18 protein-coding genes are annotated in these 21152 nt (G+C 72.2%); 9 read left to right on the forward strand and 9 right to left on the reverse strand.

Features of this window, described 5'->3' with window-relative positions; translation table 11 throughout:
- Nucleotides 1–110 precede the first annotated feature (110 nt).
- Nucleotides 111–881: an SDR family oxidoreductase gene (locus ACWGI6_RS20140; RefSeq protein WP_453268768.1), complete on the reverse strand. Its 771-nt coding sequence runs from the start codon at nucleotides 879–881 to the stop codon at nucleotides 111–113.
- 173 nt (nucleotides 882–1054) lie between these two features.
- Between ACWGI6_RS20140 and ACWGI6_RS20145 the strand changes: the two genes are divergently transcribed.
- Together ACWGI6_RS20145 and ACWGI6_RS20150 are read left to right on the forward strand one after the other, a co-directional pair.
- Nucleotides 1055–2332, forward strand: coding sequence for an exo-beta-N-acetylmuramidase NamZ family protein (locus ACWGI6_RS20145; RefSeq protein WP_453268769.1), 1278 nt, complete (start codon nucleotides 1055–1057; stop codon nucleotides 2330–2332).
- A 103-nt stretch (nucleotides 2333–2435) separates the two neighbouring features.
- Nucleotides 2436–3770 (forward strand): MFS transporter, encoded by a 1335-nt coding sequence (locus ACWGI6_RS20150; protein WP_453268770.1) that lies wholly within the window; start codon nucleotides 2436–2438, stop codon nucleotides 3768–3770.
- A gap of 21 nt (nucleotides 3771–3791) precedes the next feature.
- On the opposite strand, the gene ACWGI6_RS20155 is transcribed toward ACWGI6_RS20150, so the two are convergent.
- The gene (locus tag ACWGI6_RS20155; RefSeq protein WP_453268771.1) at nucleotides 3792–4814 is read right to left on the reverse strand and encodes a LysR family transcriptional regulator; all 1023 of its coding nucleotides are present in this window, start codon (nucleotides 4812–4814) and stop codon (nucleotides 3792–3794) included.
- Nucleotides 4815–5129: 315 nt separating this feature from the next.
- Nucleotides 5130–7991, reverse strand: a complete 2862-nt coding sequence (locus tag ACWGI6_RS20160; protein ID WP_453268772.1) for a penicillin acylase family protein — start codon at nucleotides 7989–7991, stop codon at nucleotides 5130–5132.
- A 280-nt stretch (nucleotides 7992–8271) separates the two neighbouring features.
- On the opposite strand from ACWGI6_RS20160, the gene ACWGI6_RS20165 reads away from it, so the two are divergent.
- From ACWGI6_RS20165 to ACWGI6_RS20185, 5 genes are all read left to right on the forward strand, one after another.
- Nucleotides 8272–8886, forward strand: coding sequence for a hypothetical protein (locus ACWGI6_RS20165; protein WP_453268773.1), 615 nt, complete (start codon nucleotides 8272–8274; stop codon nucleotides 8884–8886).
- Between the two features lie 88 nt (nucleotides 8887–8974).
- Entirely contained in the window at nucleotides 8975–9703 is a 729-nt protein-coding gene (locus ACWGI6_RS20170; RefSeq protein ID WP_453268774.1) for a 3-keto-5-aminohexanoate cleavage protein, read from the forward strand.
- Nucleotides 9704–9725: 22 nt separating this feature from the next.
- Nucleotides 9726–11105, forward strand: a complete 1380-nt coding sequence (locus tag ACWGI6_RS20175; RefSeq protein ID WP_453268775.1) for an L-lactate MFS transporter — start codon at nucleotides 9726–9728, stop codon at nucleotides 11103–11105.
- A complete protein-coding gene (locus ACWGI6_RS20180; RefSeq protein ID WP_453268776.1) occupies nucleotides 11102–11215 on the forward strand; it encodes an MFS transporter small subunit in 114 nt (37 codons plus the stop codon). The genes ACWGI6_RS20175 and ACWGI6_RS20180 overlap by 4 nt, the downstream gene beginning before the upstream one ends.
- Nucleotides 11216–11309: 94 nt before the next feature.
- Nucleotides 11310–12752, forward strand: a complete 1443-nt coding sequence (locus ACWGI6_RS20185) for an amidase (protein ID WP_453268777.1) — start codon at nucleotides 11310–11312, stop codon at nucleotides 12750–12752.
- 52 nt (nucleotides 12753–12804) lie between these two features.
- Here ACWGI6_RS20185 and soxR read toward each other — a convergent pair whose 3' ends face one another.
- Nucleotides 12805–13362, reverse strand: coding sequence for a redox-sensitive transcriptional activator SoxR (gene soxR / locus ACWGI6_RS20190; RefSeq protein ID WP_453268778.1), 558 nt, complete (start codon nucleotides 13360–13362; stop codon nucleotides 12805–12807).
- A gap of 186 nt (nucleotides 13363–13548) precedes the next feature.
- Here soxR and ACWGI6_RS20195 point away from each other — a divergent pair, with 186 nt between their 5' ends.
- Nucleotides 13549–14010 carry a MaoC family dehydratase gene (locus tag ACWGI6_RS20195; RefSeq protein ID WP_453268779.1) on the forward strand — a complete coding sequence of 154 codons (462 nt, stop codon included), beginning with the start codon at nucleotides 13549–13551 and terminating at the stop codon, nucleotides 14008–14010.
- A gap of 82 nt (nucleotides 14011–14092) precedes the next feature.
- On the opposite strand, the gene ACWGI6_RS20200 is transcribed toward ACWGI6_RS20195, so the two are convergent.
- Nucleotides 14093–14743, reverse strand: coding sequence for a TetR/AcrR family transcriptional regulator (locus ACWGI6_RS20200; RefSeq protein WP_453268780.1), 651 nt, complete (start codon nucleotides 14741–14743; stop codon nucleotides 14093–14095).
- A gap of 122 nt (nucleotides 14744–14865) precedes the next feature.
- A complete protein-coding gene (locus ACWGI6_RS20205) occupies nucleotides 14866–16017 on the reverse strand; it encodes an acyl-CoA dehydrogenase family protein (RefSeq protein ID WP_453268781.1) in 1152 nt (383 codons plus the stop codon).
- A 74-nt stretch (nucleotides 16018–16091) separates the two neighbouring features.
- Between ACWGI6_RS20205 and ACWGI6_RS20210 the strand changes: the two genes are divergently transcribed.
- Nucleotides 16092–16739, forward strand: a complete 648-nt coding sequence (locus ACWGI6_RS20210) for a TetR/AcrR family transcriptional regulator (protein ID WP_453268782.1) — start codon at nucleotides 16092–16094, stop codon at nucleotides 16737–16739.
- Nucleotides 16740–16809: 70 nt separating this feature from the next.
- Here the strand turns inward: ACWGI6_RS20210 and ACWGI6_RS20215 are convergent, their stop codons facing one another.
- The 3 genes from ACWGI6_RS20215 to ACWGI6_RS20225 all read right to left on the reverse strand — a co-directional run bounded on the left by ACWGI6_RS20215 (nucleotide 16810) and on the right by ACWGI6_RS20225 (nucleotide 21007).
- Complete coding sequence (locus ACWGI6_RS20215; RefSeq protein WP_453268783.1) at nucleotides 16810–18195, reverse strand: MFS transporter; 1386 nt, start codon at nucleotides 18193–18195, stop codon at nucleotides 16810–16812.
- 186 nt (nucleotides 18196–18381) lie between these two features.
- Nucleotides 18382–19464: a Zn-dependent alcohol dehydrogenase gene (locus ACWGI6_RS20220; RefSeq protein WP_453268784.1), complete on the reverse strand. Its 1083-nt coding sequence runs from the start codon at nucleotides 19462–19464 to the stop codon at nucleotides 18382–18384.
- A 148-nt stretch (nucleotides 19465–19612) separates the two neighbouring features.
- Nucleotides 19613–21007 carry an aldehyde dehydrogenase family protein gene (locus tag ACWGI6_RS20225; RefSeq protein ID WP_453268785.1) on the reverse strand — a complete coding sequence of 465 codons (1395 nt, stop codon included), beginning with the start codon at nucleotides 21005–21007 and terminating at the stop codon, nucleotides 19613–19615.
- Nucleotides 21008–21152 lie beyond the last annotated feature (145 nt).

Below are 21152 nucleotides of genomic sequence, written 5' to 3' on the forward strand. Positions count from 1 at the left end.
GCCGGGGGGTACCGCCGGGGGCCGGGCCGGGCCGGCCCCCCGGGTCGGCCGGGGGGGGGCCCCCCCGCCCGGCGGGGCTCGCGGCCCCGGCGGGACGGTGCGGCCACGCCCTAGGAGCGGCCCTCGGCCTGCTCCAACTTCCGCTGGAGGTGGTTCATACCGCCGAGCCAGCGGTCGGGGTCCGCCGCCCGCGCGGTGTAGTAGTCCGCGACCTCCGGGTGCGGCAGGACGAGGAAGCGGCCCTCCGCCATCGCCGCGAAGAGCGCCTCGGCGACGTCCTCGGGTTCCACGGCCGTCGGCGTCAGCACGAGGTCCCCGGCGGCACCGGTGGCGGCCAGCATGTCGGTGCGGACGCCCTGCGGGCAGATGGCGTGGACGTCGATGCCGCGGTGCCGGTAGGTCAGCGAGAGCCACTCGGCGAAGGCGTAGGCGCCGTGCTTGGTGACGCTGTACGGGGCCGCGGCGACCATGGTGAGCAGGCCCGCGGCGGACACCGTGGAGATGAAGCGCCCGCTGCCGCGCTCCAGCCACTCCGGCACCAGCTCGCGCGCGGCCCGGACGTGTGCCATGACGTTGACGTCCCAGGCCAGCGTCCAGTCCTCGTCGGACGCCTCGGGCCCGCCGCCGGTGCCGACCCCGGCGTTGGCGCAGAAGATGTCGATGCCGCCGCCGAGCGCTTCCCGCGCGGCCGGGACGACGGCGGAGGCGTCGCCGGCGAGAGCGATCGCCCCGATCTCCCCGGCGGTCTTCGCCGCCTTGGCCTCGTCCAGATCGTTGACCACGACCCGGGCGCCCTCGGCGGCGAACCGGCGGGCCAACGCGGCGCCGATCCCCCCGCCCGCCCCGGTCACGACAACGGTCTTGCCCCGTACGGCTTCCACGCTGGGTCTCCCTCGGTCGCGTCGATTCGGCTGACAGGCAGACTAACCAGTCGGTATGTCCTGGCGGAAGAGCCCGATGCCGTACCGGCCAAGTCCGTTCCGCCACACCCCCGAGCGCGTTAGCGTGCACACGACACGGACCCGGTCGTTTCCCTGATCACGGAGGTGTGCGGATGGCTCTGTCGAGACGCGTTCTGCTCGGGCGGCTGGCGGCGACCGGAGCGGCCGGTGCGACCCTGGCCGCGGGCACGGGACCCGCCCGGGCGGCACGGCCGGCGCACGGCGGCGGGCGGCGGGTGCACACCGGCTTCGACCGGCTCTCCGCCGACGGCTACCGCCTCCTGGACGGCCGCAAGGCCGGCATCGTCACCAACCCCACCGGCGTCACCCAGGATCTGCGGCACATCGTGGATGTGATGCACGCCGACGACCGGGTGCGGCTGACCGCCGTCTTCGGCCCCGAGCACGGCTTCCGCGGCACCGCACAGGCCGGCGGCTCCGAGGGCCGCTACGACGATCCGGCCACCGGACTGCCGGTCTACGACACGTACAACAAGAGCGGCAGGGAACTCGCCGACATCTTCAGCGCCTCCGGTGTGGACACCGTCGTCTTCGACATCCAGGACGTGGGCGCGCGCTTCTACACCTACATCTGGACGCTGTACGACTGCATGGTCGCGGCGGCGCTCGCCGGCAAGCGCTTTCTGGTCCTCGACCGGCCCAATCCGGTCACCGGCCGCTCGGCCACCGGCCCGGTGCTCGACAAGGCGTATGCCTCGTTCGTCGGCCGGGAGCCGATCGCGCAGGCGCACGGGATGACGGTGACGGAGCTGGCGCTGCTGTTCAACGGCGAGTTCGTGCCGCAGACGGCCGGGCACCCGGTGGAGCTGGAGACCGTCCGGATGACCGGCTGGCGGCGCACCGACTTCTACGACGCCACCGGCCTGCCCTGGGTGCCGCCGAGCCCCAACATGCCCACGCCCGACACCGCCCTGGTCTACTCCGGCACCTGCCTCTTCGAGGGCACCAACCTCTCCGAGGGGCGCGGCACCACCCGCCCCTTCGAGCTGCTGGGCGCGGACGGCATCGACCGGCGGTGGGCCGCTGCCGCCACGGAACTGGGCCTGCCCGGCGTCCACTTCAGGGAGGCCTACTTCGCCCCCACCTTCTCCAAGTTCCAGGGCAAGACGATCGGCGGCGTCCAGCTGCACGTCCATGACCGCGAGGCGTTCGACCCGGTACGCACCGGCATCGGCCTCCTGGTGACCGCGAAGCGGGTCTGGAGCGGCTTCGCCTGGCGGCCGGACAACGGCATCGACCGGCTGACCGGTTCGTCGACCGTACGGAAGATGATCGACGCGGGCGCCGGGCCGGACGAGATCGTCGCCGCCTGGCAGGAGCACCTCGCCCGCTTCCGTGCCGTCCGGCGGCGGTATCTGCGCTACCCGTAAGGGTGTTGGGCCGGTACCGGCCCGGGCCTGTCTCGGTCTCAGGAACCGAGACAGGCCATTTCGCCTATTGACTGGCTCCTACACCGAGCCGGAAAGTGCGCTGGTGAGCAGCGACGCGACAGCAGCACAGACATCAGCGCCCTCGCCGGCGAAGACGGCCGGACAGGGCGACGGCGGCGAGAGCCTGCGCCGGGTGGCGGTTGCCTCGTTCATCGGGACGGCCATCGAGTTCTACGACTTCTACATCTACGGGACGGCCGCCGCGCTCGTCCTCAACCAGGCGTTCTTCCCGACGCTCAACCCGGTCAACGCCACCCTCGCGTCCTTCTCCACCTACGCGGTGGCGTTCGCCGCGCGGCCCCTCGGGTCGGTGATCTTCGGCCATTTCGGCGACCGGGTGGGCCGTAAGTCGGTCCTGGTCGCCTCGCTGCTGCTGATGGGGCTGTCGACGGCGTGCGTCGGGCTGCTCCCGGGCTACGGCACCTGGGGCGTCTGGGCGCCGCTGCTGCTGCTCGTGCTGCGCTTCCTGCAGGGCATCGGCCTGGGCGGTGAATGGGGTGGGGCCGCGCTGCTCGCCGTCGAGCATGCGCCGCGCAAGCGCCGTGGGCTGTATGCGGCCTTCCCACAACTCGGCCCGTCCGTGGGGTTCTTCGCGGCGACCGGGGTGTTCTGGCTGCTGTCGGCCGTGCTCGATGATGCGGCGTTCCGCTCGTGGGGCTGGCGGGTGCCGTTCCTGCTGTCGTTCCTGCTGGTCGGTGTGGGGCTGTTCGTACGGCTGAAGATCAGTGAGACGCCGGTCTTCGCAAAGGTGCTGGACGCCCAGGAGGCCGGCAAGGTCCCCGCCGTCGAGGTGCTGCGCCGGCACCCGCGCGAACTCCTGCTGGGTGCGGGCGGCATGATCGTCGCGTACGGCCTCTTCTACACCGCCACGACCTACTGCCTCTCCTACGCCACGGCCGCCCTCGGTATCTCCCGCAACACCATGCTGGGGCTCTCCCTCGTCGCCTGCCTCTTCCTGGCGGCCGGCACCTGGCTCGCCGCCACCCGCTCCGACAGCGCCGGGCGCCGCAAGCTGATCCTCGCCGGGAGCGGCCTTGCGGTGGTGTGGGGGCTGGTGCTCTTCCCGCTGCTGGACACCGGACAGCCGGTGCTGATCGCCCTCGGCATCGGTGGTGCGCTGTTCTGCATGGGGGTGGTGTACGGCCCGATGGGCGCCTACCTGCCGGAGCTGTTCGGCGCGACGGTGCGGTACTCGGGCGCCTCGCTGGCCTACAACCTGGGCGGCGTCCTGGGCGGCGCGGTGGCTCCGCTGGTCGCCACCCGGCTCCAGGCGGTGTACGGCTCGGCCTCGGTGGGCTGGTACGTCAGCGCGATGGCGGTCATCTCACTGCTGTGCGTACTGGCGCTGCCGGAGACCCGGGAGCGGGAACTGGTCTGAGGAGCCGGTGGCGCTGCGCGCTCACGAGCTCAGCCACCATCGGCCGCTCTCCCGGGAGAGCGCGTTCCACAGGAGGTTGAGGGGGTGTCCTGGGGTGTAGGAGTCCCGCTCCCCGCGGCGGGTGAAGACGCCGACGAGCACCTCGGTCCGGGGGCCCACCTCCCCGACGATCTCCAGCGTGCGCAGCCCGCCGGCCTCCGGGAGGCGGCCGTCAGCGGCTGCCTCTCCGATGCCGCGGGTAACCAGCATCGCCCCGCTCACCACTCCCGACCGCAGCAGTTCGAAGCCGTAGTGCGCGGCCTCGATCTCGGCCGCGACGGTCAGCTTCTGCCGGTATTCGGGGCCGTACCAGGAGGTCAGGAACCGGCCGATCAGACCGCGCGCCGAGATGACCAGCGGCAGCCGGGACAGGTCGCGGGCGCGGAAGGAGGTGCCGGGGAGCCGTTCCTGCGGCAGGTTCGTCAGCAGGGAGAGCCCGCTGCGCCGCCATTCCATGACCTCGTACGGAGCCAGCAGTTCCGCTTCGTCGCTTTCGGTGACCACGACGCTGCCGCAGACCAGGTCGAGTTCCTTGGAGCGCAATTTGGCGAAGAGATCGCCGGTGCGGACATGGGTGACCTTCAGATCGACGTCGTCGCGCTCGTAGTCCTCGGTGACGCGTTCCACCGCGTCCAGCAGAAAGCCGAGGGTGTAGCGGGTGGTGCCGACGGACAGCGTCCGGCCGAGCCGGCGGCGGGCGTCGTACACACCGTCCGACCACTCCCCCAGCGTGCGCCGCGCCATCCCGACCAGCGCCTCGCCGGTCGCCGTGAACAGGGCGTCCCTTCCCCGTCCTTGCTTGAGGACCAGCTCCTCGCCGCACAGTGTGGCGAAGGTGCGGTTCATGGTGTCCAGCTGCTTTTGCACGCTGGACTGCTCGCGGCCCAGCCGGCGCGCGGCGCCCAGCGCGGTCCCCGCCTCGTGGACGACGATCAGCGTGCGCAGCTGGTCCATGGTGGTATCCAGCAGCTCCTTCGGGTACTGCTGCGGACCTGACAAGGCCATCCGCCCCTACTCGCTTTCCCATCCCCGGAATTCAGGACTGTGCAGCATAACCCCTGGGGAAATCCCGCCCCGAGGACGGCCGGAACCATCTGGGATTTATTCCGGAATTGGCCGGATGCATACGCGTTGTCCCCGAAAAGGCCGTGCCCCGCCCGGAATTACCGCCTCCGGAAAGGACTGCGCACAGGCCCCGGGCGCGCGCCCGGGGCCTGCTGTGGGTACGTACGGTCCGCCCGTTCCGTGGCGTCCGGTCCGCCGGTCACATGAGGCGTCCGGTCCGCCGGTCCCACCGCGGAACCGGTCCGCCCGGTTCCGCTACCGGTGAGCCGGGAATTCCACCACCTGCTGATAGGTCGGCCGGTTCTGCCAGCTGATGGTGTCGTGGGTCAGGCCGCCCACCGCGCGGTGGATGATCGCATCCGCACACCACTGGTCGCCGGCCTTGCAGCTGTCGTCGCCCGGGTAGACCTGCTCGGCCGTCTTCCCGCTCGCCTGCTGGAGCGTGGCCAGCAAGGTGTCGCGGCAGGCGGCCAGTTCACCGTTGCCGCAGTACGGCTGCGCGAGCGGGCCCGCCACCTTGTCGCCGAGCACCGCCCGCAGATCCTTGTCCGCGTAGCTCCACCAGCCGTACTGGAAAGCCGATCCGGCATGCGCCCCGGTCGGGCCGTGACCGGCCGACGGGGATTCGTCGATGGCGAGATTGGCCCGCAGTGCGTCATAGAGGTCGCCGCCGAGGCCCGGCTTGAAGACGGCCTCGGTCATCAGCGGCCACCAGGCGTCCATGAGGCGTACGGCGTCCGGGTGGGTGTAGGTGTGTGAGCCCGCGGCGGTCTCCCGGCGCTGCGCGCCGTCCGCGCGCCAGGCCTCCAGCTGCTGGACCGCGGTCTTCAGCTTCGGGTCGGTGACGGGCTTGCTGTTGAGGACCCGCAGGAGTTCGGGCAGCACGTCCTCGCCGCGCAGATCGGTGACGGCGGCCTCGGACATGGCGCGGGTCAGCGACGCCCGGGTCACCCCGCCGTCCTTGGTCAGTGCGCGCACCCGGTCGTCCAGCAGATTGCCGCGGTGCACCGAGCCGTTGCCGAAGCCGGCCGAGTCATAGTCCTTGGCCTGCTTGTTGTTCCACGAGATGTAGTAGTCCTGGTCCACCGACTGCGGATGCTGGTCGGGCGGGGTGTAGTCGGTGGTGTTGGTGGCCGGGTCGTAGCCCTTCCACTCGTAGGCGTCGTCCGCCTTGACGGGCAGTGAGGGATCGACGTCGGGGTTGCGGACCGGGTTGAGGCCGCTGTTGTAGAACGCGATGTCACGGGAGTCGGCGTAGAACCAGTTGAAGGCGTAGCCGATGTGCTCGGCGGCCTTCTGGAACGTCTTGGCGTCGCGTACGTAGGACGGGTCGTTGAACATCTGGAAGCCGATGATCGAGTCGGCCTCGTGGCGGTAGGTGGAGCGCTGCGCGGTGTAGGCGACGGGCTTGCCGTCGACGGTAGCGCGGTGGGTGACGGTCCCGTACTTCGTCCGGAAGACCTGCATCCGGTAGGAGCCGGCCGCCGTCGGGTCAGCGACGGTGGGCTTCCAGGAGTTGGTGCGCTCCAGTTTCTCCATGGGGACGCAGGAGCCGCGGTAGCGGTAGGAGGTGGAGTCCTTGGTGGGCGCGGAGCCGTCCGCGTTGCACAGCTCCACGGCGTAGGTGTCGGTGATGTCCTGGCCGGCGGAGGTGGCGCTCCAGGCATAGTCCTGGCCGCGGCCGAGCTGGATGTACATCCCGACGCCCGCGAAGGTGGCGCCGCGGGCGCTGATACCGGGCCCCTGGATCTCCTGGAGCATCAGCAGCTGGGGCGCGAAGTAGCCGGTCTGCGGGCCGAAGACGGCGACGGGGTGGCCACTCGCGGTGTGCTTGCCGGAGACCAGCAGGGCGTTGGACATCCCTCGGTGCTGGGTGGGGTCGAAGCTCCCCTTGGGCAGCACCCCGTCCTTGAAGAGACCTTCCAGCTTCCGGTACTTCTTCGGGGCCTTGACCGGGTCCCGGGGCGGCGTCCCGCTCTTGACGGTGGCCGCGCCGGTGCGGTCGAAGACCAGCGGCTCCGGGGTGACCGAGCCGCGGTCGGGCAGCGCCGCGCCCTTGGCTCTGGCCGGTTTGACGGCGTACGGGAAGCTGCTGCCGTCGTGCAGCGTCTTGGCGGCCTCGGGGTCATTGCGCTCCCGGAAGGACTCCCAGACCTCGGTGCCCTTCTCGACGCCGTACTTCTGCTGGGCGGAGAGCAGCGCGAGGGCGGAGGGGACCTCGCCGCCTCCGCCGTTGCCGAAGAGACCACCGACCACGGAGGCGAGGGCTATCAGGTCGGTGAGCTTGAAGGGCTGGATCTCACCGGCGTTCGTAATGGCGTCGACATGGCCGGTGAGGACGTACTCGCCGGGGAAGTAGCGGCCGTTCTTGGACTGTTCGCGATAGGCGTTGATGCCGTCGACATAGGCCTGGGCGTCATCCATGGCCAGTTTGCCGCGCTCGCCGTTGGCGTCGCGGATGTTGTCGACCTGGGCCTGCAGATCGGCTTCGGTGTACGGCGCCTGCGGCCAGAACTGCTGCTCCAGGCCCTGGTTGGCGAGCGCCCCGCCGGCGAAGGAGGTCAGCTCGCCGCGGCCGATGTGACGGAACAGGTCCATCAGCCAGAGCCGGTCCTGGCCCGCGGCGTAACCGGCGCCGTATTCGGTGCCGTAGCGGGTGGTGCCCTTGATGTGCGGCACACCGGTCTTCTTGTCCCGGGTGATGGTCACGTCGCTGCGGGGCGTGGTGACCTTGCCGACCTGGTCCTGGGGCACGCCGAAGGAAGCGTCGTTGAAGAACCGGTTGAGGGTGTCGTCGGTGAGCGACTGATAGCCGCTCGCCAGCGCGCCGTACGGGGCGAGTTGGTCGGTGGAGTGCTCGGGGTGGGTGCCGAACAGCTTGTTGCCGAGGATCTCCATCAGGGTGGCGTTGCCGGTGGCGCCGGGCGGCAGGATGTCGGCGCACCGGCCCTGGCAGTAGTCGTTGGCGATGGGGGCACCTCCCGCTCGAGCGAAGTCGAGAGTGGGGGACGGTGCGGCGGCCACGGCCGCGGTGGGGGGCGGTGCCAAGAGCGTGGCACCCAAGGCGAACAGGGCCGCCGCGGCGGCAGCCCTGAGCCTTCCGGTACGTCGTCGCATTCCTGCTCCTCGATGGGGGTCCCCCCTGCTCGTGAAGAGCTTGGGGAAGGGTGGGCGGGACGTTACCGGCGGTTATCCACGGCCGGAAGATGAACAACAGTCAACTTTTGCTCTTCCGCCGGAGATTCCGCCGGGGCCGCCGCGCCGCTCCGGAACGCCACCCCGGAACAGGGCTCCGGAGCGCACCCCCGAAACCGCAAGAAAGTTCGATGGATCCAGTCGGTGATCGGCTACGTCCCATCCCCGTCCAGTCGGATCCTCCCCACGGAGGTGGGATGAAATGGCCGGTTTCAGAGCCCTCGCAGAACAGGTCCGCAATCCACGACTCGTCGCGGCTCAGCGACGCACCGCCCTGCGCAAGTGCCTTGAACGCTTCGCCCCTTACGGGCACCGGGCGACCTGGCACCATCTGTGCACCCGGGCCGGTATCGCGACCCAGGACCGCGATCCGGATCCGGAGCGGCTGGTAGCCGCACTGACCGAGCTGGAAGAGGCCCGTGCTCTCTGGCTCGCGTACGAGGAGGAGTTCGCCGCCCGGCGCCGCAAGGAGAAGCACGACGGCATCCGGCAGCCCGGCGCCATCGACGAATGGCACCGGCGGACCTGGGGCGGCTGTGACATCGTGCCGTGCGAGTCACCGCAACGGCACCCCGCGGCCCGCCTCGCGGTGGTGCTGCGCAACATGATCGTGGCGATGGAGACGGGGCTGCCGCGCCGGGACTGCCCGGTGTGCGGCGGCACCCGCTTCGCCTGGCTCCCGGAGTCGGTGGACGCCCCGGCACCCGGGCCGGCCTGCCGGCAGTGCGGGGTGCTGGCCCCGGTGTCCGTGCTGACGCACGAGGCGCTGACCGCAGCGGGCCGGGTGCACGGGCCGGGGGCGTTCGCGGCGGCCTGACCGGCACCGGGGAGCGGCCGGGCGCCGCCGCACACCCGAAACGGACGGGATCAGGGCCGCTGTCAGACCCTGCTGTCATCATCGGAACATGCTTCAGGTCTGTCTCAACGGCGCCCGGACAGCGGCCGATTCCGGAGCGGTGCCGATGTCGCCGGCCGCCCTCGCCGATGCCGCGCGCCAGGCGGTGGCGGCCGGTGCCGAGGAGGTCCACGTCCATCCCAAGACCCCGTGCGGCCGGGATTCGCTTGCGCCGCGCGTAGTGGCCGCCGCCCTGGAGGCGATCCGGGCGGTGGTGGCGGTCCCGGTCGGGGTGACGACCGGCGCCTGGGCCGAGCCGGATCCCGTACGCCGGGCGGAGCGGATCAGATCGTGGACGGCGCTGCCCGACCACGCCTCGGTGAACTGGCACGAGCCGGGCGCCGAGGCCGTCGCCGCGGCCCTGCTGGAGCGTGGCATCGGCATCGAGGCCGGCCTCTGGTCGGGCACGGACGGCGCGGAGCGGTTCGCCCGCTCGCCGCTCGCCTCCCGGGTGCTGCGGGTGCTGGCCGAGGTGACCGACACCGGCGCCGGGACCGCACCGGCCACCGCGCGCGCCCTGCTGACCGCCGTGGCCGGCGCCGCGCCCGGCCGCCCGGTGCTGCTGCACGGGGAGGACGGCGGGGCCTGGCCGGTGCTGCGACTGGCCGGCGAACTGGGCCTGGCCACCCGGATCGGCATCGAGGACACCCTCCTGCTGCCCGACGGCCGGCCGGCCGCCTCCAACGCCCAACTGGTCGCCGCCGCAACGGCTTCGGCACATGGTCTTCCGGGACGGTGACGTGCGAGGTACGTTCCGCCGCATGCGCGCGCTCGCCCGTTCCCGCACCGTCGCCCCTCCGGGATGGAGCCGATGGCTCGTCCCGCCCGCCGCCCTGTCCATCCATCTCGCCATCGGACAGGCCTACGCCTGGAGCGTGTTCAAGCCGCCCCTGGAGTCCTCCCTCCAGCTGACCGGGACGGCCTCCGCGCTCCCCTTCCAGCTCGCCATCGTGATGCTGGGCCTGTCCGCCGCATTCGGCGGCACCCTCGTCGAACGCAACGGTCCCCGCTGGGCGATGTGCGTCTCGGCGGTCTGCTTCGTCACCGGGTTCCTGGTCGCCGCCCTCGGCGCGGCCACCGGCCAGTATTGGCTGGTCGTCCTCGGTTACGGCGTCATCGGCGGCATCGGCCTGGGCATCGGCTACATCTCCCCGGTCTCCACCCTCATCAAGTGGTTCCCCGACCGGCCCGGGATGGCCACCGGCATCGCCATCATGGGCTTCGGCGGGGGCGCCCTGATCGCCTCCCCCTGGTCCGCCCAACTCCTCGGCTCCTTCGGCTCGGACGCCTCCGGCATCGCGCAGACCTTCCTGGTCATGGGCCTGGTCTACGCCGTCTTCATGACCCTCGGGGTGCTGCTGGTGCGGGTCCCCGCCGACGACTGGCAGCCGCCCGCCGCACCGCCCGCGGGGGCCTCGGCGGCCCGCCCGCTCGTCACCACCGCACAGGTCTCGGCCCGCAGCGCGCTGCGTACCCCGCAGTTCTGGTGCCTGTGGGTCATCCTCTGCATGAATGTCACGGCGGGCATCGGCATCCTGGAGAAGGCCGCCCCGATGATCTCCGACTTCTTCGCGCACACCGCGGCGCCGGTGAGCGCCCCGGCGGCGGCCGGATTCGTCGGCATGCTCTCGCTGGCCAACATGCTCGGCCGGATCGTCTGGTCCTCCACCTCCGACCTGGTCGGCCGCAAGAACATCTACCGGCTCTACCTCGGCGCCGGCGCCCTGATGTATCTGCTGATCGCGCTGGCCGGCGACTCCTCCAAACCGCTGTTCATCGCCTGCGCGATGGTGATCCTTTCCTTCTACGGCGGCGGATTCGCCACCATCCCGGCGTATTTGAAGGATCTGTTCGGCAGTTACCAGGTCGGCGCGATCCACGGCCGGCTGCTGACGGCCTGGTCCACGGCCGGCGTCCTCGGCCCGCTGATCGTCAACGCCATCGCCGACGGGGAGAAGTCCGCCGGCCGCAGCGGCCCGGACCTCTACAGCACCTCGTTCTTCATCATGATCGGCCTGCTGGTGGTGGGCTTCGTCGCCAACGAACTGGTCCGCCCCGTGCACCCCCGGCACCATCAACCGCCCGCGCCCGGCGGGCAGTCCGCGGCCGAACCCGCCGCCCCGAAGGGAGCTGAGCAGTGACCACCCACCGCGCCCTCCTGTTCGTCCTCGTCTGGCTCTGGGTGGGCATCCCGTTCATATACGGCCTTTACGAGCTGACCCTCAAACTGAAACAACTGTTCATGGGCTGACCGCCCCCACCGGCATCGCGCCGGGCCGGCGTCGGCCCTCCCGCCCGTACGGCACCAGGGCCGTACGGGCACCGTTTGGAGAGGGTGGACGTCCATGGCCGAACTGCACGATCTGACCGCGCTCGAACAGGCCGAGGGAATCCGGTCGGGTGAGCTCTCCCCCGTGGAACTCACCGAGCACTATCTGACGCGGATCGAGCGGCTCGACGACTCACTCGGCGCGTTCCTCACCCGCACCCCGGAGATCGCCCGCAAACAGGCCTCGGACGCCGAGAGCGAGGCCACCGCCGCCCGCCGCGAGGGCCGGGCGCTCCCGCCGCTGCACGGCGTGCCCGTCCCCGTGAAGGACCTCAATCAGGTCGCCGGGGTGCGCTGCACGATGGGTTCCCGGGCGCTGGCCGAGCATGTGCCCACCGTCGACGACCATGTCGTCCACAAGCTGCGGGCGGGCGGCACGATCCTGCTCGGCAAGACCAACACCCCCGAATTCGGGCTGCCTTGCTACACCGAGAACGGCCTGGCGCCACCCGCCCGCACCCCGTGGGACCCGGCGCGCTCGGCGGGCGGCTCCAGCGGCGGCGCGGCGGCGGCCGTGGCCGGCGGTCTGGCGCCGGTCGCGCACGCCAGCGACGGCGGCGGCTCGATCCGCATCCCGGCCTCCGTCTGCGGGCTGTTCGGCATCAAGCCCAGCCGCGGCCGGGTCAGCGGCGGCCCGCTCCTGCACGACATCTCCGGCCTGGCCACCTCGGGCCCACTGGCCCGTACGGTCGCCGACGCGGCCACCCTGCTGGACGTCCTGGCGGGTGCCATGCCCGGCGACCCGTTCGCGGCCCCGTCGCTGCCACCCGGGGAGACCTTCGCCGCGCACGCCGGCCGGGACCCGGGACGGCTGCGGATCGCCTGCCTCACCGAGGCGCCCGTCCCCGGCGTCGAGGTCCACCCCGACTGCCGCACCGCCACCACGGACACCGCCGCGCTGCTGACCGGGCTCGGCCATGAGGTCGAGGAGTTGTCCCTGCCGTCCGACGACGGCATCCTCCTCGCGTTCACCCGCGTCTGGTCGGTGCTGGCGGCGAGCCGCCCCGTGCCGCCGGAGGGCGAGGAGCTGCTGATGCCGCTCACCCGCCATCTGCGTGCCCGCGGCGCGGAGGTCTCCGGCACGGACTTCGCGCGCTCCATGTACGCGTTCCGGATCCTCGCCCAGTCCATCGCGGACGGCCTGATGCCGCCGGGCACCGGCTATGACGTGATCCTCTCGCCGACGGTGGCCGCGCCTCCGGCCCCGGTCGGCGGGCTGCGCAACGACGCCGACCCCCAGGCCGAGTTCTCCGCCATCGGCGCGTTCACGCCGTTCACCGCGCTCTACAACGCCACGGGCCAGCCCGCGGTGAGCGTCCCGCTGCAGTGGAACGCCGAGGGCCTGCCGATAGGGGTGATGCTGGCCGGGCGGTACGGCGACGAGGCCACCTTGATCGCGCTGTCGGCGCAGCTGGAGCGGGCCCGCCCGTGGGCGGGCCGCACACCGTCCATGTGGTGACGGAAACCGGAGCGGGTGCGCCCGTCCCTCCCCGGGGCGGGCGCACCCGCGCTCACGGCTCGTCCGTACCGCACCCCTGTGCGCCCAGCTGGGCCGCGGGGTGCCGCTGGTCGCCGCAGGCACGCTCCCGGGCCCCTTCCGGGTCCGTGGCGCTCCGGTCGACCCGCAGCCGCCGTGCACCGGGGCCCTGCTCGCCGAGGTTGTCGTACGGGTTGGACAGCGCGCAGGTCTCCAGCGAGAGGCAGCCGCAGCCGATGCAGCCCGTCAACCGGTCGCGCAGTTCGACGAGTTGGCCGATCCGCTCGTCCAGTTCGGAGCGCCAGACCTCGGAGAGCCGGGCCCAGTCGGCGCGGTTGGGAGTGCGCTCGTCGGGCAGTTCCGCCAGCGCGTCACGGATCACCGCGAGCGGGATCCCCACCCGCTGCGCCGCCCGCACGAACGCGACCCGGCGCAGCGTGTCACGGGTGTAGCGCCGCTGGTTGCCCGCCGTCCGGGTGCTGCTGATCAGCCCCTTGGACTCGTAGAAGTGCAGCGCGGAGACCGCGGCACCGCTGCGCGCGGAGAGCTGGCCGACGGTGAGCTCATGAACCTTGTACGGAAGCTGGGGCACGGTTCAACCCTAGGGCGTGTCCGCAAAGTCCCGTCGTCGCCCGAGTCAGGCGTACTCCGCGGACCCGCACCGGGGGCCGCTCAGCCGTTGACAGCGGGTACCCGCACTCAGCATGCTGAGCAAGCGCTTAGTAAGCGTCGGCCGGTGCACGTCAGCGGCGGATGGATCCCGAGGAGGCGGACAAAAATGGCACAGCCCCGAGTGTTCGGATCGCTCGACGAACTGCGGGACGCAGTCGGTGAGGAGCTGGGCACCACCGACTGGCTGGAGATCGACCAGAAGCGGATCGACCTGTTCGCCGAGGCCACCGGCGATCACCAGTGGATCCATGTGGACCAGGAGAAGGCCGCGGCCGGCCCCTTCGGCACCACCATCGCGCACGGCTATCTCACGCTGTCGCTGCTGCCCGCCTTCGTACCGCAGCTGATGCGGGTCGACAACGTGAAGATGGGCATCAACTACGGCACCAACAAGGTGCGCTTCCCCGCCACCGTCCCGATCGGCTCACGGCTGCGCGCCACGGCCAGGATCGCCGAGGTGACCGAGGTGTCCGGCGGCGTCCAGCTGGCCACGGTCGTGACGATCGAGCGCGAGGGCGGCGACAAGCCGGTCTGCGTCGCGGAGTCGGTCAGCCGCTTCTACCTGTAGGCGGGCGACGGCCGGGCCGCAGGCCGCCCGGACATCAAGGTCCTGACGGCCCGGCCCGCCCGTCCGGGGAAGCCGGGCCGGTCTACCTCTCGCGGGAGGTGGCCCGGTCCACCGGTGCACCCACCATGCGCAGCACGAGGTCGGCATAGAGGGTGCCGACCTCGTCGGGCGTGCGCGGGCCCTGGGCCGTGAACCAGCGGGCGACGTCCACGCACAGCGACAGCACCGCGAGGGTGGTGCCCGGCACATCGTCGGCGTGGAACTCGCCGCTGTCCGCGCCGTCCTGGATGATCTGCCGCAGCAGTCGGTCCGTCCGGCGGCGCAGGCCGGTGATCTCGGTGTAGTGCTCGGGGCTCAGCGCCTGGAGTTCGTACTGGATGACCCGGGCGGTGGTGTGGTGCTCCGCGTGCCAGCGGGCGAAGGTCCGTACGCCGTCGCGCAGGCGCTCGGTGGCGCTGCCCTCGGCCTCGGCGGCTGCGCCCATGATGCGCAGCGCCTTTTCGTGGCCGATGCCGCTGATGCGGTAGAGCAGCTCTTCCTTGGTCTTGTAGTGGATATAGAGGGCAGCCGGGCTCATACCGGCCCGGCCCGCGATGTCACGGGTGGTGGTGGCGTGATAGCCACGCTCGGCGAATGCCTCGACGGCGGCGCTGACCAGGCGCCGTGCGGCGTCCGGGGTCACCCCGGCCCACTCCTCGTTCTCCTCTTCGGCCCGCTCCGCCGCCGCACCCATCGTGTACCCCGCTCCTCGATCCGCCAGGGACCCTCCCCTGACGGATCGAACACCATATCGCGCCGCTGAGCAAGCGCTTAGGGTCTGACGGCAGGCGGCCGGGATACCCGCGGACCGGCCCCTCAGAAAGCGGAGACCCCGGTCAACGCACGGCCGATGACCAGCTTCTGTATCTGGCTGGTGCCCTCGTACAGGGTCATCACCCGGGCGTCCCGCAGCAGCTTGCCGACCGGGTACTCGTCGATATAGCCATAGCCGCCGAAGACCTGGAGGGCGTTGTTGGCGGCGCGCACCGCGGCTTCGGAGGCGAACAGCTTGGCCTTCGAGGCGGCGGTGACGAACGGTTCGCCGCGCTCGATCAGATCGGCGACCCGCCAGGTCAGCAGGCGCGCCGCGTCGACATCCACGGCGATATCGCTGATCAGCTCCTGCACCAGCTGGTGCCGGGCGAGGGGCTTGCCGAACTGCTCGCGCTCGCCCGCGTAGCCGAGCGCGGCGTCCAGGGCGGCCTGGGCGATGCCCACACAGCCGGCGGCCACCGACATCCGGCCCTTGGCCAGCGCGGACATCGCGACCGAGAACCCCTTGCCCTCGGGGCCGAGCATGGCGGCGGCCGGGACCCGCACGCCGTCCAGGACCAGCTCCGCGGTGGCCTGGCCGCGCAGCCCCAGCTTGCCGTGGATCTCGCGGCGCTCCAGACCGGGGCTGTCCGCCGGTACGAGGAAGGCGCTGATGCCGTGGTGTCCCGGGGCGCCGCCGGTGCGGGCGAAGAGCAGCACGACATCGGCCCAGGTGCCGTTGGTGATGAACATCTTGGCGCCGTCGATGACGTAGTCGTCCCCGTCGCGCACCGCCCGGGTGGCGAGGTTGGCCGCGTCGGATCCGGTGCCCGGCTCGGTCAGGCCGAAGCAGCCGACCGCCTCGCCGGAGGTGAGCCGCGGCAGCCACTCCCGCTTCTGTTCCTCGTCGCCCCATGCGGCGAGGGTCTTGGCCACCAGACCCAGGGAGACCGAGACGATGCCGCGGACCGAGGAGTCGGCGCGGCCCAACTCCTCGGTGACCAGGACGTAGGAGAAGTGGTCGCCGCCGGAGCCGCCGTACTCCTCGGGGACGGTGAGCCCGAGGAAGCCGAGGTCGCCGAGCTTCTTCACGATGCCGCGGTCGACCTGTTCCGCACGGTCCCAGGCGGTGGCATACGGGGTGATCTCACGGTCGGCGAAGTCCTTGGCGAGCTGCCGTACCGCGGTCTGCTCCGCGCTGAGCTCCAGGTTCATCTCGGGCCCCTTGTGGACGAGCACAGTTAATTAGCACTGCTAGTTTTTGGTGGGCAGGCTCTACTATGTGCGTCATGGCCCGACCCCGCAAGCCCCTTCTGAGCCGCGAGCGCATCGTCTCCACGGCGCTGGCGCTCATCGACTCCGAGGGGCTGCCGGCGCTCTCCACCCGGCGGCTGGCGGCGGAGCTGGGCGTGAGCGGGCCGTCCCTCTACAACCACTTCACGACCAAGGACGAGATCCTCGACGCGGTGGCCGACACGGTCATCGCCAAGGTCGATGTGTCGGCCTTCGAGGCGGGTGCGGACTGGCGCGCCGGGCTGCTCGACTGGGCCCGCTCCTACCGCGCGGCGCTCGCCGCACATCCGCACATCGTGCCGTTCCTCGCCCAGGGACCCGGCCGCCGCCCGGCCGGACTGAAGATGGCCGACGCGGCGTTCGGCGGGATGGTCGAGGCGGGCTGGCCGCCCGCCCAGGCCACCAGGATCTGTGCGATGGTCCGTTACTTCGTGGCCGGCTCCGCGCTGGGCTCGTTCGCCCGCGGCTTCGTCGACGATCCGGGCGCCTACGACCCCGCCGACTACCCGCACCTGGGCCAGGCCCACCTCCTGGCGGAGCATCAACGCCAGGTGGACGAGGGCGCGTTCGAGACCGGGCTGCGGGCACTGGTGGACGGACTGGCGCTGCAGCACCCGGAACTCGTACCGCCGAACGGCGGCTGACCGCACAGCGCGGCTCCCCGGCGCACGGCCGCCGCCGCGCGGAGACCGGCCGCCGGGGAGCCGCCTGCGGTCACCCCTGCACGGGCGCCGCCTTCGGCCCGCCGCCCGGCTCGGCCCGTCCGTCCGGTCGGGCCGCCGCGGCGCGGCGGGTGAGCAGCCAGATGGACGCCAGCGCGATGACGGACAGCGCCATGATGTACCCGGACACCGCCATCGAGGTGCCGCTCGCCTCCAGCAGCAGCACCATCAGGAACGGCGCGAGTCCGCCGCCCAGGATGGCGCTGATCTGGTAGCCGAGCGAGGCGCCGGTGTAGCGCATCTCGGCGGTGAACAGCTCGGCGAACAGCGCGGCCTGCGGGCCGTACATGATGCTGAGGAAACAGCTGCCGACGAAGGTGCCGACGGCCAGCCACAGCAGCGAAGCGGTATCGATGAGCAGGAACATCGGCACCGCCCAGAGCAGCAGCCCGACGGCGCCGGCGGCGTAGACCCGCAGCCGGCCGATCCGGTCGGACAGCGCGGCGGCGGCCGGAATCAGGACGAGTTGGGTGAGGCTGACCAGCAGGGAGACGGCCAGCACGGAGGTGCGCCGCATCTCCAGCTCGCGGGTGGCGTAGTCCAGGACGCCGGTGATCAGGATGTAGAAGGTGGCGGTGTTCACCGCGAACGAGCCGCCGGCCAGCAAGACCGTGCCGAGATGGTGCCGCAGGATCGTACGCACCGGTGAACGGCGCGCCTCGGCGGCCCGTTCCGTCGCCGCCAGCTTCTCTTCCGCGGCCCGGAACTCGGGGGTCTCCTCGACATGGGTGTGGATATAGCGGGCGAGGACCAGCACCAGTACGCCGACGAGGAACGGGAGCCGCCAGCCCCAGGCGCCGAAGGACCGCTCGTCGGTGACCGCGCCGGCCAGCAGGAAGGCGGTGTTGGCGGTCATCACGCCGAGCGGGACGCCGAGTTGCACCAGCGAGCCGTAGAGGCCGCGCTTGCCCTCGGGGGCGTACTCGGTGGCCATCAGCATCGCGCCGCCCCACTGGGCACCGACCGCGAGGCCCTGCAGCAGGCGCAGGACGACGAGCAGGACCGGCGCGGCCAGCCCGATGGTGTCGTAGGAGGGCAGCAGGCCGATGGCGGTGGTGGCCAGCCCCATCACCGTCAGCGCGAGCACCAGCATGGGTTTGCGGCCGCGCCGGTCGCCGAGGTGGCCGGCGATCAGACCGCCGACGGGGCGGGCCAGAAAGCCCACCGCGAAGGTCGCGAAGGAGGCGAGGACGCCGGCGGCCTGGCTGCCCGAGGGGAAGAAGGCCGGGCCGAGCACGAGGGCCGCGGCGATACCGAAGACGAAGTAGTCGTACCACTCGACGGCGGAGGCGAGGGCCGCGGCGGTGGCGACCGTGCGGCGGCTGCGGGAGGAGGGCGGGGCGGTGTCGCCGTGAGGCGCGGAGGGGGCCGTGTCCATGCGTGCACACTCCGAGGGGGTGCGGGAAGGGGAGGGGGGCGGCGCCGTGATGTCGGGCGACCGTACCGACCGGCCGGTACGCCGTCAACGGACCGCGCAGCACGAGTTTCCGACGCCCGGATGCGCGCGGGGCCGGGACGTCGCCTCCCGCGCCCCGGCCCGGCTCTCCCCGCCCTGCCCCGCCGTCTAGAACACGACCAGCGCGCGCCCGCCCTTGCCTGCCAGCATCGCGTCGAAGGCGGCCGGGATGCCGTCGAGGCTGATCCGCTCGGTGACCAGGGCGGAGAGGTCGAGCGCGCCGGAGCGGACGTGTTCCGCGATGACGGGGAGGTCGCGGGCGGGGTCGCTGTTGCCGTAGACGCAGCCGGAGAGGGTCCGGCCGAAGTAGAAGATCTCCAGGGCGGAAAAGGTCACCTGCTGGTCCTGCCCGCCGATGCCGACGACCGTCGTACGGCCGCCGCGCCGGGTCGCCGACCAGGCCGTACGGATGGTGTCGGCGCGGCCCACACACTCCACCGCGACATCGGCGCCGATGCCGCCGGTGAGCTTGCGGATGCGCTTGGCGGTGTCCTCACCCGCCACCACGAACTCCGTGGCGCCGGCCGCGCGGGCCAACTCCTCCTTCTCCGGCGAGACATCCACGGCCACGATCGTGCCCGCGCCCGCGATCCGCGCCGCCTGCAGCGTGGCCAGGCCCACCCCGCCGACGCCGAAGACCGCGACCGACTCCCCGGCCCGCACCCGGGCACTGTGGTGCACGGCGCCCCAGCCGGTGAGCACCGCGCAGCCGAGCAGCGCCGCGTCGGCGAGCGGCACGCCGTCCGGCAGCGGCAGCGCGGCCCGCGCGGGCACCACGGTCTCCTCGGCGAACGCGGCGGTGCCCAGGCCGGGGTAGAGCTCGGTGGCGTCGGCGGCGAGCGTGGCGTACGGAGCGTCCGCGGCGCTGCCCGAGCGGGCGCACAGCCAGGGCTCGGCCAGCCCGCAGAAGTGGCAGTCGCCGCAGGACGGCGCCCAGTTGAGGACGACCTGGTCGCCGGGGGCCACCTCGGTCACGCCGGGGCCGACCGCGGTGACGGTGCCCGCGCCCTCGTGCCCGAGGACGGCCGGGGCGGGCTGGCGCAGGGTGCCGTTGGACAGGGACAGATCGGAGTGGCAGACGCCGGCGGCGGCGAGCCGGATACGGACCTGGCCGGGGCCGGGCTCGGGCAGGTTGATCTCGGTGACCTGCAAGGGGGCGTTGACGGCGGACAGTACGGCGGCGCGGACCACGGGAGAACTCCTCGGTGCGGAGGGCGGGGCTGGCGGGACGGGCGGGGCTGGCGCGACTGGCCGGGCCGGCAGGACTGGCCGGGCCCGGCCGGGAAGGGGAGCGGGTCGCGGCGGGGTGCGGTACCGGCCGTCCCCGCCGCCCGCCGGGTCAGAACTGCAGCGACTTGGTCTGCAGATATTCGCTCAGACCGTGCGGGCCCAGCTCGCGGCCGACGCCGGACTGCTTGTAGCCGCCGAACGGGGCAAGGGGGTTGAACCGGCCCCCGTTGATGTCGACCTGCCCGGTGTCCAGACGGCGGGCGAAGGCGGCCGCCTCGGCCTCGTCGCCCGCCCAGACCGCGCCGGCCAGGCCGTAGACGGTGTCGTTGGCGATCCGGACGGCGTCGTCCACGTCCTCGTACTTCAGGATCGACAGCACCGGGCCGAAGATCTCCTCCTGGGCGATGGTCATCTCGGGGGTGACGTCGGCGAAGACGGTCGGCGCGACGTGGTAGCCCGTCCCGGCGGGCGCCTCCGGGCCGCCCGCCACGACCCTGGCACCCTCGGCGATGCCCTGCTCGATGTAGCCGCGCACCCGGTCCCGCTGCTTGGCGCTGACCAGCGGGCCGACCCGCTCCCCGGGGACGTACTTGGCGGCCGCTGCGGTCGCCAGCTCGACGGCCTCGGCGTAGCGGTCCTTGTGGACCAGCATCCGGGTCCATGCGCTGCAGGTCTGACCGGAGTTGGCCATGACGTTGGCGACGCCGACCGCGACCGCCTTGGGCAGATCGGCGCTGGGCAGGATGACGTTGGCGGACTTGCCGCCCAGCTCCAGCGCCACCCGCTTGACCGCGGCGCCCGCCAGCGCACCGATCCGCTTGCCGACGGCCGTCGAGCCGGTGAAGGAGACCAGATCGACGCCCTCGTGCTCGGCGAGCGCCTGCCCGGCGACCGGGCCGAGTCCGGTGACGAGGTTGAAGACACCGGCGGGTACCCCGGCAGCGTCGACGCACTCGGCGAACAGCTGGGCGACCAGCGGGGTGTCCTCGGCGGGCTTGAGCACCACCGTGCAGCCGGCCGCGAGCGCCGGGGCAACCTTGGCGACGACCTGGTGCAGCGGGTAGTTCCAGGGCGTGATCGCGCCCACCACGCCCACCGGTTCGTGCAGCACGGTGGAGTTGCCGATCTTCTCCTCGAAGGAGTACGTGCCGGCCAGTTCGGCGTACGAGCCGCAGACCGCGACCGGCACCCCGGCGTGCACCATCCTGCTGAAGGCGAGCGGCGAGCCGAGTTCGGCGGTGACGGTCTCGGCGATCTCCTTGGCGCGCGCGGCGAGTTGGTCACGCAGCGCGGCCAGCCGGGCCGCGCGCTCCTGGGGCGGGGTGGCGGCCCAGCCCGGCAGCGCCGCGCGGGCGGCGCGCACCGCGGCGTCCACGTCCTGGGCCGAGCCGGCCGGGACGGCGGCGATGACCTGCCCGTCGGCCGGGTTGACGACCTCGATCGTGCCGCTGCCCGCGGCGGGCCGCCAGCTTCCGTCGATGTACATCGCGTCGTGCTGCTTCACGTCGTGGTCCTCCCGGGCCGGCTACGGGTCATCCCACCCCCAAACTAGCGCCGGTAGTTTTGCGGGCGCCAGGGACCCCCCGCACCTGTGGGGTGACGGTCGCCACGCCCCTGGAGCGCGGCGCCGCCGGGCGGCAGCGTGCCCG

It is taken from the genome of Streptomyces sp. NPDC054786, from assembly GCF_053611685.1.

What these genes read in the sequence shown, in the direction of transcription:
- ACWGI6_RS20205 (WP_453268781.1), bottom strand. Translation starts at nt 16,017, where the DNA reads ATGAACCTGGAGCTCAGCGCGGAGCAGACCGCGGTACGGCAGCTCGCC.
- ACWGI6_RS20215 (WP_453268783.1), bottom strand. Translation starts at nt 18,195, where the DNA reads ATGGACACGGCCCCCTCCGCGCCTCACGGCGACACCGCCCCGCCCTCC.
- ACWGI6_RS20175 (WP_453268775.1), top strand. Translation starts at nt 9,726, where the DNA reads ATGCGCGCGCTCGCCCGTTCCCGCACCGTCGCCCCTCCGGGATGGAGC.
- ACWGI6_RS20185 (WP_453268777.1), top strand. Translation starts at nt 11,310, where the DNA reads ATGGCCGAACTGCACGATCTGACCGCGCTCGAACAGGCCGAGGGAATC.
- ACWGI6_RS20210 (WP_453268782.1), top strand. Translation starts at nt 16,092, where the DNA reads ATGGCCCGACCCCGCAAGCCCCTTCTGAGCCGCGAGCGCATCGTCTCC.
- ACWGI6_RS20145 (WP_453268769.1), top strand. Translation starts at nt 1,055, where the DNA reads ATGGCTCTGTCGAGACGCGTTCTGCTCGGGCGGCTGGCGGCGACCGGA.
- ACWGI6_RS20200 (WP_453268780.1), bottom strand. Translation starts at nt 14,743, where the DNA reads ATGGGTGCGGCGGCGGAGCGGGCCGAAGAGGAGAACGAGGAGTGGGCC.
- ACWGI6_RS20170 (WP_453268774.1), top strand. Translation starts at nt 8,975, where the DNA reads ATGCTTCAGGTCTGTCTCAACGGCGCCCGGACAGCGGCCGATTCCGGA.
- ACWGI6_RS20160 (WP_453268772.1), bottom strand. Translation starts at nt 7,991, where the DNA reads ATGCGACGACGTACCGGAAGGCTCAGGGCTGCCGCCGCGGCGGCCCTG.
- ACWGI6_RS20155 (WP_453268771.1), bottom strand. Translation starts at nt 4,814, where the DNA reads ATGGCCTTGTCAGGTCCGCAGCAGTACCCGAAGGAGCTGCTGGATACC.
- ACWGI6_RS20195 (WP_453268779.1), top strand. Translation starts at nt 13,549, where the DNA reads ATGGCACAGCCCCGAGTGTTCGGATCGCTCGACGAACTGCGGGACGCA.
- ACWGI6_RS20165 (WP_453268773.1), top strand. Translation starts at nt 8,272, where the DNA reads ATGGCCGGTTTCAGAGCCCTCGCAGAACAGGTCCGCAATCCACGACTC.